Origin of the sequence: Rathayibacter sp. AY1F6, from assembly GCF_002932035.1 — a bacterium.
Taxonomy (GTDB): domain Bacteria; phylum Actinomycetota; class Actinomycetes; order Actinomycetales; family Microbacteriaceae; genus Rathayibacter.
In genome coordinates this window covers 223,752-237,717 of record NZ_PSVD01000001.1, presented here as the reverse complement: position 1 = coordinate 237,717, position 13,966 = coordinate 223,752, and the positions used below count along the sequence as shown (strand labels likewise).

The following is a 13,966-nucleotide window of genomic DNA, read 5'->3' as shown; positions in this document are numbered from 1 at the left end:
CCAGCGGCACCCCGTCGATTCGCCACTTTTAGGACAACAGGAGACACATGGGAGCGCAACTCCGGGTCTACCGGTCGAAGATCCGCTCGGCCCAGACGACCAAGAAGATCACTCGGGCCATGGAGCTGATCTCGGCCTCGCGCATCCAGAAGGCGCAGAACCGCGTCGCTGCCGCGGCGCCGTACTCGAACGCGATCACGCGCGCCGTGTCCGCTGTCGCCACCTACTCGAACGTGGAGCACCCGCTCACGACCGAGCGCGAGAAGCTGGACACGGCCGCGATCGTGATCTTCACCTCCGACCGCGGCCTCGCCGGCGCGTTCTCCTCGAGCGTGCTCAAGGAGGCCGAGGAGCTGGCCGCGCTGCTGCGCAGCGAGGGCAAGGAGGTCGTCTTCTACCTGGTCGGCCGCAAGGCGAACGCGTACTTCTCGTTCCGGAAGCGGGCCAGCGTCCGCGTCTGGACGGGCGGCACCGACCAGCCCGTGTTCGAGACGGCGAAGGAGATCGCGGACGCGGTCGTCGAGTCGTACAACCTCGATGACGAGGAGGGCGGCGTGGACGAGATCCACCTCGTCTACAACCGCTTCGTCAGCATGGTCACCCAGCAGCCGACCGTCGTCCGGCTGCTGCCGCTCGAGGTCGTCGAGGGCGCAGAGGAGCAGAACAGCGAGCTGTACCCGCTCTACGAGTTCGAGCCCGACCCCGAGACGGTCCTCGACCGCCTCCTGCCCGTGTACGTCGAGAGCCGCATCTTCAACGCGATGCTGCAGTCGGCAGCCTCGGAGCACGCGGCACGCCAGAAGGCCATGAAGTCGGCGAGCGACAACGCGGACACGCTGATCAAGACCTACACCCGTCTCGCCAACAACGCCCGCCAGACCGAGATCACGCAGCAGATCGCCGAGATCGTCGGCGGCGCCGACGCCCTGTCCTCCTCCAAGTAAGAGGGCTCCGCTCCACACAGTTTCGACTCCGCCCTCCGGGAGCGGTGAGACCACAGAAGGAAGTAGCAATGACACTGACCGCACCTGAGGCGGCGACCGGGACGTCGGGCGGGGCCATCGGCCGCATCGCCCGCGTCACCGGCCCCGTCGTTGACATCGAGTTCCCCCACGACGCGATCCCCGAGGTCTACAACGCGCTCTACACGCACGTCGAGGTCGAGGGCGTCTCGAGCAAGCTGACCTTCGAGGTCGCGCAGCACCTGGGCGACGACCTCGTCCGGGCCATCTCCCTGAACCCCACCGACGGACTCGTCCGCGGTCAGGAGGTTTACGACACCGGCCTGCCGATCTCGGTCCCGGTCGGCGACGTGACCAAGGGCAAGGTCTTCAACGTGATCGGCGAGGTGCTCAACGCCGACGCCGACGGGAAGATCAACGGAGAGTCGTTCGAGATCACCGAGCGCTGGCCGATCCACCGCAAGCCCCCGCAGTTCGACCAGCTCGAGTCCAAGACCGAGCTGTTCGAGACCGGCATCAAGGTCATCGACCTGCTCACTCCGTACGTGCAGGGCGGCAAGATCGGCCTGTTCGGCGGCGCGGGCGTCGGCAAGACCGTCCTCATCCAGGAGATGATCCAGCGCGTCGCGCAGGACCACGGTGGAGTGTCCGTGTTCGCCGGCGTCGGCGAGCGCACCCGTGAGGGCAACGACCTCATCGCCGAGATGGAGGAGGCGGGCGTCTTCGACAAGACCGCGCTCGTCTTCGGCCAGATGGACGAGCCGCCGGGAACGCGTCTGCGCGTCGCCCTGTCGGCACTGACCATGGCGGAGTACTTCCGCGATGTGCAGAAGCAGGACGTGCTGCTCTTCATCGACAACATCTTCCGCTTCACGCAGGCCGGCTCGGAGGTGTCGACCCTCCTGGGCCGCATGCCCTCCGCGGTGGGCTACCAGCCGAACCTCGCCGACGAGATGGGTGTGCTCCAGGAGCGCATCACCTCGACGCGCGGACACTCGATCACCTCGCTGCAGGCGATCTACGTCCCCGCCGACGACTACACCGACCCGGCGCCGGCGACCACCTTCGCCCACCTCGACGCGACCACCGAGCTCTCCCGTGAGATCGCGTCGAAGGGCCTCTACCCGGCCGTCGACCCGCTCACGTCCACCTCGCGCATCCTCGACCCCCGCTACCTGGGCGCCGACCACTACCGCGTGGCGACGAACGTGAAGCAGATCCTGCAGAAGAACAAGGAGCTGCAGGAGATCATCGCGATCCTCGGTGTCGACGAGCTGTCGGAGGAGGACAAGATCACGGTGTCGCGTGCGCGCCGGATCCAGCAGTTCCTCTCGCAGAACACCTACATGGCGAAGAAGTTCACCGGTGTCGAGGGATCGACCGTCCCGCTGAAGGACACGATCGAGTCGTTCGACGCGATCACCAAGGGCGAGTTCGACCACGTGGCCGAGCAGGCGTTCTTCAACGTCGGCTCGATCTCGGACGTCGAGGAGAAGTGGACCCAGATCCAGAAGGAGAACGGCTGATCATGGCCGGGACCCTGAAGGTCAGCGTCGTGTCCGCGAACGCCGAGGTGTGGTCCGGAGAGGCGAAGCAGCTCACGGCTCGCACGGTCGAGGGCGAGATCGGCATCCTCGCCGGCCACGAGCCGATGCTCGCGATCCTCGCCACCGGCGAGGTGCGCGTCACGGCCCTGGACGGCACGCGTCTCACCGCGCAGGCCGACGACGGCTTCCTGTCCGTCGAGAACGACGTGGTGACCGTGGTCGCCCGTCAGGCATCGCTGGTCTAGTACACCGCCGCTCACCGCGGCACGGAGGGGCCGGACGATCATCGCGATCGTCCGGCCCCTTCGTCGTTCCGCCCGTCCCTCTTCTCCGAAGGAGTCCTGTGCACGTCCTGCTGCCACCGTCCGAGACGAAGCGCGACGGCGGCGACGAGCCGTTCGTGCTCGAGTCGCTCGCCTTCCCCGAGCTCCACGCGAAGCGGCGCGAGCTGGCGGAGGCGCTGATCGCGCTGGCCGGGGACCCCGAGCTCTCTGCCCGGGCGCTGAAGCTCGGTCCGCGTCAGTTCGGCGAGATCGATCGCAACGCGGGGCTCGCGACCGCGACAGGTCTCCCCGCGGTCGACCGCTTCGACGGGGTGCTCTTCGATGCGCTCGACGCGCGCAGCCTCGATCCCGGTGCACGGGAGGTGCTCGGTCGGACGGCGATCGTGCAGTCCGCGCTCTGGGGGCCGATCCGCGCCCTCGACCTGATCCCTGCATACCGTCTGTCCCACGACTCCCGTGTGCCGGGCAGACCGCTCAAGCGGTGGTGGGCGGCGGAGTCCGGGCGGGTGCTGAGCGCGCTCGGCGGGCTCGTCCTCGATCTGCGGAGCGAGGCGTACGCGGCGCTCGGACCGGTCCCTGCGGGCGAGGGGCGGTTCTTCGTCCGCGTCCGCTCGCGCGGGGACGACGGCGTCCTCCGGTCGCTGAACCACTTCAACAAGCAGGGCAAGGGACGCTTCGTCAGGGCGCTGGCGGAGGACCGGGTGGCGACGGAGTCGCTCGGCGAGCTCTCGGCGTGGGCGGCCGGGCGCGGGTTCCTGCTCGCCGAGAACCGGCACACGGGAGAGCTCGACCTCGTCGTGCCGGAGTCGTAGGCGTCAGCGTCGGCGCCAGCAGCCGGTGAGGTGGTCGTCGACGACTCCGGCCGACTGCATCAGCGCGTACGCGGTGGTCGGTCCGACGAAGCGGAGCCCAGCGGCCTTCAGCGCTCGCGCGAGCGCCGTCGACCCGGGCGTCGTCGCAGGGACGTCGGCGGCTCGGACCACCCGGTCCTCGACGTCCGGATCGTGGAAGGACCACACGAGCTCGTCGAGCGCGCCCTCGCCTCTCTGCTCCAGGAGCGCGAGCACGGCCCGGGCGTTGTCCCGGGTGGCGATGATCTTCGCGCGGTTCCGGATGATGCCGCTGTCCTCCATCAGCCGCTCGACATCGGTGTCGTCGTACCGGGCGACGCGGGCCGGATCGAAGCCGTCGAAGGCCTCGCGGAACCTCGGCCGCTTGCGGAGGATCGTGATCCAGGAGAGGCCGGACTGGAACGCCTCGAGGGAGATCTTCTCGAACAGCGGGCGATCTCCGTGCAGCGGGGTGCCCCATTCCTCGTCGTGGTAGCGGCGGTACTCCGGATCCGCGCCGCTCCAGGCGCAGCGGACCAGGCCGTCCTCTCCCTCGACGAGTCCGTCGGCCGTGCTCATCGGTGGGGGATCCCCTCGTGATCGAGAAGCCAGGCTTTCGTGGCGACGCCCTCGCCCGCGCTGAAGCCGGTGATCCGTCCGTCGCTCGCGAGGACGCGGTGGCAGCCCACGATGATCGGCACCGGGTTCGCACCTACCGCTCCGCCGATCGGCCGGCCCGCCCGGGGGCGACCGGCGGCCGTGCCCAGTGCGCCGTAGGAGGTGATCTCCCCGAAGCCCAGAGCCTGGAGCCGCTGCCAGATCTCGAGCTGGAAGGGCGTGCCGCGCAGAGCGACCGGCAGATCGAAAGAGCGGCGGGTCCCGTCGAAGTACTCGTCCAGCTGCTCGACGGCCCGCAGGAGCACCGGGAGGTCCGACTCCGGGAGGTGCTCGTGCGGGAGCAGACCGGCCTGCTCGATGGCGAGCGAGACGATCGCATCGCCGTCGCTGCCCACTTCGATGCGGCCGAGGGGGCTCGTCGTCCGTCGGACGTGAAGGGGAGTCGTTCTCATGCGTCGAGAGTATCCGCGGGACTCCCCACCGACCGGCGGGAATCGGACACCGGTGCAGAACTCGGCCGATCGGTCCCTGTGGAGGGATTCCTGGGGGCCGGAGGGCGCCATCCGTGCGCCGGCGATTCGGTGTCGATGGGACCTCTCCCTCCACAGGCGGCGATCTCGAGATCCTTCCGATGATCCCGAGGGCCGTCGCTCCCGGCGGGTGCGAGGGTCGGCAGGATCGCAGCATGACCTCCTCAGCGATCTTCCTCCACCCCGCTCCCGCTTCGCGTGTCCCGGCCTCACCCGACGACGCCGCCCTGTTCCACGCCGCTCACGGGTCCCGGCGGGGTGCGGCCGAGGCGAGCCTCGTGCTCGTCCCGTTCCGGGCCGGCGCGCTGAGCGGCTCGCTCCGCTTCGAGCTGTCGGGGGCGGATCCGTCCCTGATCGCGCGGGCCAGCCTCGGTGCGCTCGGCCGGTTCGGGCGGGTGCAGCGAGCACTCGCGCTGGTGCATCCCGGCGAGGCGGGTCCGGAGTCGTGCGAGGGACTCGTCGCCGCCCTCGAGGAGCGTGCGCGCCGGCTCCCCGGCCTCGCCCTCCGCGTCGCCGTGCTCCCGTCGTCCGGCCGCGACGACGGGCTCGAGGCCGGCGACCGGGACGACCCGCGAGCGGTGGCCGCCGCGGTCGACCGTCTCCTCGACCGCCACCCGCGGGCCGAACTGCCCGACGTGCTGTTGCACGGCGTCGACGACCTCGTCCGGCGAGCTCTCACCGGTCCCGATCCCGAGGTCCGGCCTGCGGGCCTGGCTGCGCTCGTCGTGGCCGTGCAGCGCAGCCGCGGTGCGGACCGCGTGTTGCGGTCGGCGCGGAGCGGTGACCCCGGCGCGGCGGGAGCGCTCGCCCCGCTGCTCCGCCGTGCCGCCGTCGTCGCACCCGCGAGCGAGCGAGCCGGAGTGCTCGTCCTCCTCGCGCGGATCCTGGCCGGTGAGGGCCGTGCCGACGAGGCCGGACGGCTCGCCGACGAGGCCGTCGCTCTCGATCCGCACCACGCAGGTGCGCGCCGGGTCGCGGCCGCACTCGCCGCCGATCGGCGGGAGCGCGCCGCGTGAGGTCGCTAGAGCCGCGACCAGGCCTCGGTGAGAACGCTCCGGAGGATCTGCTCGATCTCGTCGAACTCGCGCGGGCCGATGGTGAGCGGCGGTGCGAGCTGCACGACGGGATCGCCTCGGTCGTCCGCTCGGCAGTACAGCCCCGCGTCGAAGAGCCCCTTCGAGAGGAATCCGCGCAGCAGCCGCTCCGACTCGTGCTCGTCGAACGTCTCCTTCGTCGCCTTGTCCTTCACCAGCTCGATGCCGAAGAAGTAGCCGTCGCCCCGGACGTCGCCGACGATCGGCAGGTCGAGCAGCTTCTCGAGCGTGGACCGGAAGACGGGCGAGTTCTCTCGCACGCGCTCGTTCAGGCCCTCCTCCTCGAAGATGTCGAGGTTCTCGAGCGCGACCGCGGCCGAGACGGGGTGGCCGCCGAAGGTGTAGCCGTGCGGGAAGACGACCTGACCGTGGCGGAAGGGCTCGTAGATCCGATCGCTGACGATCGTCGCGCCGATGGGGGAGTAGCCGCTGGTCATCCCCTTCGCGCAGGTGATCATGTCCGGCACGTAGCCGTACTCGTCGCAGGCGAACATGTGCCCGATGCGGCCGAACGCGCAGATCACCTCATCGGACACCAGCAGCACGTCGTGCTTGTCGCAGATCTCGCGGACCCTCTGGAAGTACCCGGGAGGGGGCGGGAAGCAGCCGCCCGAGTTCTGCACGGGTTCCAGGAACACGGCGGCCACCGTGTCCGGCCCCTCGAACTCGATCATCTCCTCGATGCGGTTCGCCGCCCACAGGCCGAACGCCTCCAGGTCGTCGCCGTGCTCGGGAGCCCGGTAGAAGTTGGTGTTGGGGACACGGAAGCCGCCCGGCACCAGCGGTTCGAACATCGACTTCATCCCGGGGATGCCCGTGATCGCGAGCGCTCCCTGGGGAGTGCCGTGATACGCGACCGAGCGCGAGACGACCTTGTGCTTGCCCGGCTTGCCCTGCAGCTTCCAGTAGTGCTTGGCGAGCTTGAACGCCGTCTCCACCGCCTCGCCGCCGCCGGTCGAGAAGAAGACCCGGTTCAGGTCGCCCGGCGCGTGGTCGGCGAGCCGGTCGGCCAGCTCGATCGCCGAGGGGGTCGCGTAGGACCAGAGCGGGAAGAAGGAGAGCTCGGACGCCTGCTTCGCCGCGGCCTCCGCCAGTCGGCGCCGCCCGTGTCCCGCATTGACGACGAAGAGGCCGGACAGGCCGTCGAAGTACTTGCGCCCGGTGCTGTCCCAGATGTGGTGTCCCTCGCCGCGCGTGATGATCGGCACGCCCGCGCCCGAGTCCATCGTCGACTGACGGGTGAAGTGCATCCAGAGGTGGTCCTTCGCCTTCTTCTGCAGGGAGGCGTCGTCGGTCCCCCCAGGCGCGTCGGTCCCGCGGACGGGATCGCCCGACTCGAGGCCGGAGGTCGAGAAGGCTGTCTCGGTGGTCATCTTTTACCGCGTTCCCCAGTTGTAGAACTGCTTGTGGAGCTTCAGATAGACGAAGGTCTCGGTCGAGAGCACGCCGGGAAGCGACCGGATCTCCTGGTTGAGCAGGGCGATCAGATCGTCGTCGTTCTCGCACACGACCTCGGCGAGGATGTCGAAGGAGCCGGCCGTCAGCACGACGTAGTCGACGGCGGGGATGGAGGCGAGCCGGTCCGCGACGTCGCGGGTGTCGCCGGTGACGCGTACACCGATCATCGCCTGGCGGTAGAAGCCGAGCTGCATCGGATCCGTCACCGCGACGATCTGCATGACGCCCGACTCGGTGAGCTTCTGCACCCGCTGCCGGACGGCCGCCTCGCTCAGGCCCACGGCCTTGCCGATCTCGGCGTACGAGCGCCGACCGTCGGCCTGCAGCTGCTCGATGATCGCCTTCGACACCTCGTCGAGCTGGACAGGACGCTGAGAGGGCGGGCGAGACGGGGCCATGCGGCGATTCTGGCAGTCCACGGATGCCCGGGCAAGTGGATCCGCACGTCGGAGCTCGATCCGGCATCGGATCCGGTGGTCGGAGCGTCGACCCGTCTGCGCGACGGACATCGGGCGACAGCGATGGCGGCCGGCTCGGCGGAGGGCCGTCAGCGACTACCATCGGGAGGCGGCCGGGCACCCCTGGCGCCGGCGGTCACGGGCCGTCGGACCGGACGGCCGCGGGCCACGGGGATGCGAGGAGCAGCGATGACGCAGATCGGCCGCAGCCGCGCGTCCGTCACCGTCCCCGTCTCCGCCTGGAGCTCCGACGCACCCTCGGCCGAAGTCACCCTCGGCTGGGCCGCGCGCACCGAGACCGGCCACGTGCGCAGCGCGAACGAGGACAGCTACCTCGCCAAGAGCCCGCTCTTCGCTGTCGCCGACGGGATGGGCGGGCACGCGGCAGGAGAGGTCGCCAGCGACGCGGTCGTGTCGCGCCTGTCCACCGCGGCGCTCGGCGCGACCGTCGGAGCGGAGGAGATCGACCGGGCGCTTCGAGAGGCGGTCGGGGACATCGCCCGGCAGTCGCACACGGCCGATGTCGGCACCGGGACCACGGTCACCGGGATCGCGCTCACGGTGGTCGGGGGAGAGCCCTACTGGTCCGTCTTCAACATCGGCGACTCGCGCGTGTACCTGAGCGTCGCCGGGACCCTCGTGCAGCTCACCGTGGACCACTCCATCGTCCAGGAGCTGGTCGACGCGGGCCTGATCTCCCGCGACGAGGCCGACGTGCATCCGCACAGCAACGTGATCACCCGCGCGGTCGGCTTCCACGAGGCGCCCGTCCCCGACTACCGGCTCGTGCCCGTCCTCGCCGGATCGCGTCTGCTGATCTGCTCGGACGGACTCACGAAGGAGCTGACCGATGCCGGCGTCGGCCACCTGCTCAGCGGCACCGGCTCCGCTCAGGAGGCGGCCGACGCCCTGGTCGACGCCGCGCTGGACAACGGCGGGCGCGACAACGTCACCGTGATCGTCGTCGACGTCCTCGCGGTCACCGGCGACGAGGAGGCCGGCGCGCCGGTCTGACGAGCAGCGCTCCGGCACGGGACGGCCGCGGTCGCGGTGCCGCCGGACCGCCCGCACGCGCCGAACGGCCGTACGACGGTCCTGCGCCTGCCGGTTCGCGTCGGGTTCGGCCGGCTCGAGGCTCCCCGCGCCGGCGCTGGGTACGATGGTGAGCGGAAGGGCGTTCTCGGTGATCTGCAGCACGTGTGGCTCCAACCTCGCTCCCGGGGCGATCCTCTGCGGCGAGTGCGGTTCGTCGGTGGCGGCGCATGCCACGACGGGTGCGTCCCGCCCCTCGTCCTCCGGCGACACGACGGTCCTCGATCCGTCCCGCCGTGCCTGGCTGCCGGGCCTGGCCCCCGGCCGGCATCGGCGTCCCGCCCCCGGCGCTCCGATGGCGCCGCCCTCGCAGGGGCTCGTGCGCCTCAGCTTCGCGACCGGGCAGCACGCGATCGTGACCGGCAACGGCCTGATCGGACGTCAGCCGCTCCCGGACCCCAACGAGACGTTCCGGCACATCCTCGCGATCCCGGATCCGTCGCGATCCCTCTCCAAGACCCACCTCGAGTTCGGCTTCGACGAGGGCGGGCTCTGGGTCAGGGACCGCTGGTCGGCCAACGGGTCCGTGCTGGTCGCACCGACCCAGGCGCCGCTCCCGCTCGAGGCCGGCCGCCGCTACCGCGCGAAGCTCGGCAGCCGGATCCTGCTCTCCTCGGTCGAGATGGCGGTCGAGCGCGTCGACGGGTCCGCCGGCGGCTCGGGACGCCCGCCCCTCACCCGCTGACGGCACGGCCTCCGGGGACCGAATCGGCGGTCGACACGGCCTCCGGGTGCGGAATTCGTGACGATCATGTTTCCGGATGAGCGTTCTCCTCCGTTCGCCGTGACAGGCGGATGAGCGCTGTGCCAGTATTTCCCCACGTTCGGCCCCCGAGGCACGAGCCCCGACGCAGTCAGGAGCCCCCGCCATGACCCGTCCCCTCCCGAGGGATCCCGTCCTCCGCCGGGCCGTCGCCGCGGCACGCTCGCACGAGCGCGAGCGCCGGGCGGTCCTCTCGCGTCGGGCGGTCCTCGGCGGGATCGGCCTCGGAGCGGGTGCCCTCGCCCTGGCCGCCTGCGCCCCGCAGACCCGTGCCGCTCCGACCGCCGCCGCCGACGGATCGGCCGGCGACCCGCGCCTGGTGTGGGACAACTGGCCCGCCTACATGGACGAGGACGACGACGGGAACCACCCCACGCTCCAGGGCTTCGAGGAGCAGACGGGCATCGCGGTGACCTACAACGTCGCCGTCGACGACAACAACTCGTACTACGGCAAGGTGAAGGACCAGCTCGCGCTCGGGCAGTACATCGGCGCCGACACGGTCTGCCTGACGGAGTGGATGGTCTCGCGCCTGGTCCGCCGCGGCTACGTGCAGGAGCTCGACCACGCGAACATCCCGAACTTCGCCAACCTCACCCCCTCGCTGGCGAACCCCGACTTCGATCCGGGCCGCCGGCTCTCCCTCCCGTACCAGGCGGGGTTCTCGGGCATCTGCTGGAACAAGGAGAAGCTGCCGAAGGGCCTCTCGAGCATCGAGGAGCTGTGGGATCCGTCGCTCCGCGGCCGCGTCGGCGTGCTGAGCGAGATGCGCGACACGATCGGGCTCATCATGCTCGCTCAGGGGACGGACATCGCCGGCTCCTGGGGCGACGACGAGTACATGAACGCGATCGACGTCTTCCGCGAGCAGGTCGACGCCGGACAGATCCGCAACATCAAGGGGAACGCGTACCTCAACGACCTGCAGAACGAGGACACCCTCGCGGCGATCTGCTGGTCCGGCGACATCACCCTGATCAACGCCGAGGCCGGCGACAAGTGGGAGTTCGCCTTCCCCGACTCGGGCGGCGCGCTCTGGAACGACACCTTCGTGGTCCCGATGGGCTCCGAGCGCAAGGCCAACGCCGAGGCCCTGATGAACTACTACTACGAGCCCGAGGTCGCCGCCGAGGTGGCCGCCTGGGTCAACTACATCACCCCCGTGGATGGAGCGAAGGACGTCATGGAGAGCATCGATCCGGAGCTGGCCGAGAACCAGCTGATCTTCCCCGACGAGGACACGCTCGCGCAGGCGCACGTGTTCCGGACCCTGACCGCCGCAGAGGAGAAGGAGTACCAGGCCGAGTTCCAGAAGGTGCTCCTGGGCATCTGATGGCGATCGGGACCTTCGCCGAGAGCGGCGCCGACCTCCAGCTGGTCGGGATCAGCAAGCAGTACCCGGGCTTCACGGCCATCGACTCCCTGGACCTCACCATCCCGGCGGGCTCCTTCTTCGCCCTGCTGGGCCCCTCGGGCTGCGGCAAGACGACGACGCTGCGCCTGGTCGCCGGGCTCGAGGAGCCCTCCGCCGGCCGGATCCTCATCGGCGGGCGGGACGTCACCGAGACGAAGACGTACCAGCGGCCCGTCAACACCGTGTTCCAGTCGTACGCGCTGTTCCCGCACATGTCGATCCTCGAGAACGTCGCCTTCGGCCTGAAGCGGCGGAGGATCGCCGACCCCGTCGGCAAGGCGCACGAGGCGCTCCGCCTGGTCGAGCTCGACCACCTCGCCCAGCGCCGCCCCGCGCAGCTCTCCGGTGGTCAGCAGCAGCGGGTCGCCCTCGCGCGCGCCCTCGTCAACCGGCCCGCCCTGCTCCTCCTCGACGAGCCGCTCGGCGCCCTCGACCTCAAGCTCCGCCGACAGATGCAGCTGGAGCTCAAGTCGATCCAGGAGGAGGTGGGCCTCACCTTCCTCCACGTCACGCACGACCAGGAGGAGGCCATGACGATGGCCGACACCGTCGCGGTGATGAACAAGGGCAGGATCGAGCAGATGGGCGCGCCGGAGGAGCTCTACGAGCTCCCGCGCACCGCGTTCGTCGCGAACTTCCTCGGCCAGTCCAACCTCTTCACGGGCGAGGTGGTCGGCAGCACCGACCGCGCACTCACCGTCGACGCGGGCGGGCACCGGATCGTCGTGCCCGTCGCCCGCTGCGCCCGCACGAGCGGGGAGATCACGGTCGGCGTCCGCCCCGAGAAGCTCCTGCTGCTGACGCAGGAGCCGCCGGCGGACTCCGGCCGGAACGTGCTCGGGCCCGGTCGCGTGGTCGACGTCTCCTTCAGCGGGGTCAGCACCCAGTACACGATCCGGATGCCGGGCCTGGGCTCGGTGGTCGTCTTCGCGCAGAACATGGTCTTCGGGCCGGTCGTCGGCGAGGGAGCGGAGGTGTGGGTCGGCTTCAGCACCGAGCACGGCTTCGGACTCGCGGACGAACCGGGCTCGGTCCCGCGCTTCGAGGCGGACGACTCCACCAGCGCCATCGCCGTGCAGCGCCGGGGGCTCCTGGCCGGTCGCAGCGGGGGAGCATAGGCATGGCCTTCGCCGCCTTCGCCACGGGGCAGGCGGATCCTCAGGACGCTCCGGTCCGCCGGCGGTCGACGATCGCGCTGGTCCTGCTGCTGCCGGGCATCGCCTACATGCTGCTGTTCTTCCTGGCGCCGCTCATCTCGCTCGTGCTCACGTCCTTCCAGGCCGAGGTGCCGGACGGGGACATCGGCGAGTACGCCCCCGGCTTCGCCTGGCAGAACTACCTCGTGGTGATGGGCGACTACTGGCCGCACGTGCTCCGCTCCTTCGGCTACGCGCTGATCGCGACGGTGCTCGCGCTGGTGATCAGCTACCCGCTGGCCTACTTCATCGGAGTGAAGGCGCGGCCCTGGCCGCTGCTGCAGAACCTGCTCCTGACGCTGGTGATCGCGCCCTTCTTCATCAGCTTCCTGCTCCGGACGCTGGCGTGGAAGCAGATCCTCGCGGACGAGAGCCCGCTCGTGCAGGCGCTCAAGGCCGTGGCGGTCCTGCCGAGCGACGGCCACCTCACGGGGACGCCGATCGCCGTGATCTTCGGCATCACCTACAACTTCATCCCGTTCATGACGCTGCCGCTGTACACGACGCTCGAGCGCCTCGACGTGCGCTTCCTGGAGGCAGGGTCGGATCTCTACGCGCACCCCGCCTCCGTGTTCTGGAGCGTGACCGTCCCCCTGTCGATGCCGGGCATCGTCTCCGGCACGCTGCTGACGTTCATCCCGGCGGCGGGCGACTACATCAACGCGAGCCGGGACTTCCTCGGCTCGTCGCAGACCTCGATGGTGGGCAACGCGATCGAGGCGAACTTCCTCACGCTCGAGAACTACCCGGCGGCAGCCGCGCTCTCGATCGTGCTGATGGCCGTGATCCTGGTCATCGTCGGCTTCTACGTGAAGCGCAGTGGAACGGAGGACCTCCTGTGACCGCGACGGCCGACCGTCCGCTCGCGAGCGCCCAGGAGGCGCTCGGCGCGCCGCCCCCCGCCCCGGTCCGGGGCCGCCGCCGCTTCCGCGGCCTCGGGCTCGGCGTCTACACGGCGCTGGCGCTGCTCTTCCTGCTCATCCCTATCGGGTACACCTTCGTCTTCTCCTTCAACGACTCGGGGAAGAGCAACCTCGCCTGGCGCGGGTTCACCCTCGACAAGTGGGTGTCGGCCTGGACCAGCGAGGAGGTGATGACCGCCTTCGGGAACAGCCTGCTGGTCGGTGTGATCGCCACCGTGCTGGCCACTGCGCTCGGCACCATGATCGCCATCGCGCTCGTGCGGTTCCGCTTCCGGTTCCGGTCGGCGATCAGCCTGCTGCTGTTCCTCCCCATGGCGACTCCGGAGGTGGTGCTCGGAGCCGGCCTCGCCGCGCAGTTCCTCAGCGTGGGCGCCGAGAAGGGGCTGGTCACGATCGTGCTGGCGCACACGATGTTCTGCATCAGCTTCGTCGTGGTCACCGTGAAGGCGCGGGTGGCGAGCCTGGACCCGAAGCTGGAGGAGGCGGGACGCGACCTCTACGCGTCGCCGAACCAGGTCTTCTGGCGGATCACCTTCCCGCTGCTGCTGCCCGGCATCCTCGCCGCGGCGCTGCTCTCGTTCGCGCTGAGCTTCGACGACTTCATCATCACGAACTTCAACTCCGGATCGGTCACCACGTTCCCGAAGTACATCTACATCGCGGCGGCGCGCGGCATCCCGGCGGAGGCGAACGTCATCGCATCGGCGGTGTTCGTCCTGGCGATCCTCGTGGTGGTGATCACGCAGGTCTCCGCGGCGGCCCGGGCGAAGCGCCTCGCGCGCGAGCAGTAGCTCAGG

At 70.1% G+C, this 13,966-nt stretch carries 15 protein-coding genes; 11 read left to right on the top strand and 4 right to left on the bottom strand.

Annotation, left to right across the window (positions count from 1 at the left end; all coding sequences use genetic code 11):
- Positions 1 to 47 precede the first annotated feature (47 nt).
- From C5C44_RS01110 to C5C44_RS01095, 4 genes are all read left to right on the top strand, one after another.
- Entirely contained in the window at positions 48 to 944 is an 897-nt protein-coding gene (locus C5C44_RS01110) for a F0F1 ATP synthase subunit gamma (protein ID WP_104223024.1), read from the top strand.
- Positions 945 to 1,012: 68 nt separating this feature from the next.
- Positions 1,013 to 2,488 carry a F0F1 ATP synthase subunit beta gene (gene atpD, locus C5C44_RS01105; RefSeq protein ID WP_104335099.1) on the top strand — a complete coding sequence of 492 codons (1,476 nt, stop codon included), beginning with the start codon at positions 1,013 to 1,015 and terminating at the stop codon, positions 2,486 to 2,488.
- Between the two features lie 2 nt (positions 2,489 to 2,490).
- Positions 2,491 to 2,754, top strand: a complete 264-nt coding sequence (locus C5C44_RS01100) for a F0F1 ATP synthase subunit epsilon (RefSeq protein ID WP_104223026.1) — start codon at positions 2,491 to 2,493, stop codon at positions 2,752 to 2,754.
- A 98-nt stretch (positions 2,755 to 2,852) separates the two neighbouring features.
- Positions 2,853 to 3,605, top strand: coding sequence for a YaaA family protein (locus C5C44_RS01095; RefSeq protein ID WP_104335098.1), 753 nt, complete (start codon positions 2,853 to 2,855; stop codon positions 3,603 to 3,605).
- Positions 3,606 to 3,608: 3 nt separating this feature from the next.
- Here C5C44_RS01095 and C5C44_RS01090 read toward each other — a convergent pair whose 3' ends face one another.
- Both C5C44_RS01090 and C5C44_RS01085 read right to left on the bottom strand, forming a co-directional pair.
- Positions 3,609 to 4,202, bottom strand: coding sequence for a DNA-3-methyladenine glycosylase I (locus C5C44_RS01090; protein WP_104260210.1), 594 nt, complete (start codon positions 4,200 to 4,202; stop codon positions 3,609 to 3,611).
- A complete protein-coding gene (locus C5C44_RS01085; RefSeq protein WP_104223029.1) occupies positions 4,199 to 4,693 on the bottom strand; it encodes a methylated-DNA--[protein]-cysteine S-methyltransferase in 495 nt (164 codons plus the stop codon). Before C5C44_RS01085 ends, C5C44_RS01090 begins: the two co-directional genes overlap by 4 nt.
- A 233-nt stretch (positions 4,694 to 4,926) precedes the next feature.
- On the opposite strand from C5C44_RS01085, the gene C5C44_RS01080 reads away from it, so the two are divergent.
- Positions 4,927 to 5,787, top strand: a complete 861-nt coding sequence (locus C5C44_RS01080; protein WP_104335097.1) for a hypothetical protein — start codon at positions 4,927 to 4,929, stop codon at positions 5,785 to 5,787.
- 5 nt (positions 5,788 to 5,792) lie between these two features.
- Here the strand turns inward: C5C44_RS01080 and C5C44_RS01075 are convergent, their stop codons facing one another.
- A complete protein-coding gene (locus C5C44_RS01075; RefSeq protein WP_104335096.1) occupies positions 5,793 to 7,238 on the bottom strand; it encodes an aspartate aminotransferase family protein in 1,446 nt (481 codons plus the stop codon).
- 3 nt (positions 7,239 to 7,241) lie between these two features.
- Complete coding sequence (locus C5C44_RS01070) at positions 7,242 to 7,721, bottom strand: Lrp/AsnC family transcriptional regulator (protein WP_104223032.1); 480 nt, start codon at positions 7,719 to 7,721, stop codon at positions 7,242 to 7,244.
- A gap of 249 nt (positions 7,722 to 7,970) precedes the next feature.
- Here C5C44_RS01070 and C5C44_RS01065 point away from each other — a divergent pair, with 249 nt between their 5' ends.
- The 6 genes from C5C44_RS01065 to C5C44_RS01040 all read left to right on the top strand — a co-directional run bounded on the left by C5C44_RS01065 (position 7,971) and on the right by C5C44_RS01040 (position 13,960).
- Positions 7,971 to 8,795 (top strand): PP2C family serine/threonine-protein phosphatase, encoded by an 825-nt coding sequence (locus C5C44_RS01065; RefSeq protein ID WP_104225583.1) that lies wholly within the window; start codon positions 7,971 to 7,973, stop codon positions 8,793 to 8,795.
- Between the two features lie 238 nt (positions 8,796 to 9,033).
- Complete coding sequence (locus C5C44_RS01060) at positions 9,034 to 9,558, top strand: hypothetical protein (RefSeq protein ID WP_104223034.1); 525 nt, start codon at positions 9,034 to 9,036, stop codon at positions 9,556 to 9,558.
- 184 nt (positions 9,559 to 9,742) lie between these two features.
- Positions 9,743 to 10,969 (top strand): PotD/PotF family extracellular solute-binding protein, encoded by a 1,227-nt coding sequence (locus tag C5C44_RS01055; protein ID WP_104335095.1) that lies wholly within the window; start codon positions 9,743 to 9,745, stop codon positions 10,967 to 10,969.
- Positions 10,969 to 12,168 (top strand): ABC transporter ATP-binding protein, encoded by a 1,200-nt coding sequence (locus C5C44_RS01050; RefSeq protein WP_104335094.1) that lies wholly within the window; start codon positions 10,969 to 10,971, stop codon positions 12,166 to 12,168. The genes C5C44_RS01055 and C5C44_RS01050 overlap by 1 nt, the downstream gene beginning before the upstream one ends.
- A gap of 2 nt (positions 12,169 to 12,170) precedes the next feature.
- The gene (locus tag C5C44_RS01045) at positions 12,171 to 13,088 is read left to right on the top strand and encodes an ABC transporter permease (RefSeq protein ID WP_104223037.1); all 918 of its coding nucleotides are present in this window, start codon (positions 12,171 to 12,173) and stop codon (positions 13,086 to 13,088) included.
- Between the two features lie 116 nt (positions 13,089 to 13,204).
- Entirely contained in the window at positions 13,205 to 13,960 is a 756-nt protein-coding gene (locus C5C44_RS01040; protein ID WP_258060352.1) for an ABC transporter permease, read from the top strand.
- Positions 13,961 to 13,966 lie beyond the last annotated feature (6 nt).

Bases quoted from the DNA above. Each gene is read 5' to 3' on its own strand.
- C5C44_RS01110 (WP_104223024.1), top strand. From the start codon at position 48: ATGGGAGCGCAACTCCGGGTCTACCGGTCGAAGATCCGCTCGGCCCAG.
- C5C44_RS01065 (WP_104225583.1), top strand. From the start codon at position 7,971: ATGACGCAGATCGGCCGCAGCCGCGCGTCCGTCACCGTCCCCGTCTCC.
- C5C44_RS01100 (WP_104223026.1), top strand. From the start codon at position 2,491: ATGGCCGGGACCCTGAAGGTCAGCGTCGTGTCCGCGAACGCCGAGGTG.
- C5C44_RS01090 (WP_104260210.1), bottom strand. From the start codon at position 4,202: ATGAGCACGGCCGACGGACTCGTCGAGGGAGAGGACGGCCTGGTCCGC.
- C5C44_RS01045 (WP_104223037.1), top strand. From the start codon at position 12,171: ATGGCCTTCGCCGCCTTCGCCACGGGGCAGGCGGATCCTCAGGACGCT.
- C5C44_RS01085 (WP_104223029.1), bottom strand. From the start codon at position 4,693: ATGAGAACGACTCCCCTTCACGTCCGACGGACGACGAGCCCCCTCGGC.
- C5C44_RS01050 (WP_104335094.1), top strand. From the start codon at position 10,969: ATGGCGATCGGGACCTTCGCCGAGAGCGGCGCCGACCTCCAGCTGGTC.
- C5C44_RS01080 (WP_104335097.1), top strand. From the start codon at position 4,927: ATGACCTCCTCAGCGATCTTCCTCCACCCCGCTCCCGCTTCGCGTGTC.
- C5C44_RS01070 (WP_104223032.1), bottom strand. From the start codon at position 7,721: ATGGCCCCGTCTCGCCCGCCCTCTCAGCGTCCTGTCCAGCTCGACGAG.
- atpD (WP_104335099.1), top strand. From the start codon at position 1,013: ATGACACTGACCGCACCTGAGGCGGCGACCGGGACGTCGGGCGGGGCC.
- C5C44_RS01055 (WP_104335095.1), top strand. From the start codon at position 9,743: ATGACCCGTCCCCTCCCGAGGGATCCCGTCCTCCGCCGGGCCGTCGCC.
- C5C44_RS01075 (WP_104335096.1), bottom strand. From the start codon at position 7,238: ATGACCACCGAGACAGCCTTCTCGACCTCCGGCCTCGAGTCGGGCGAT.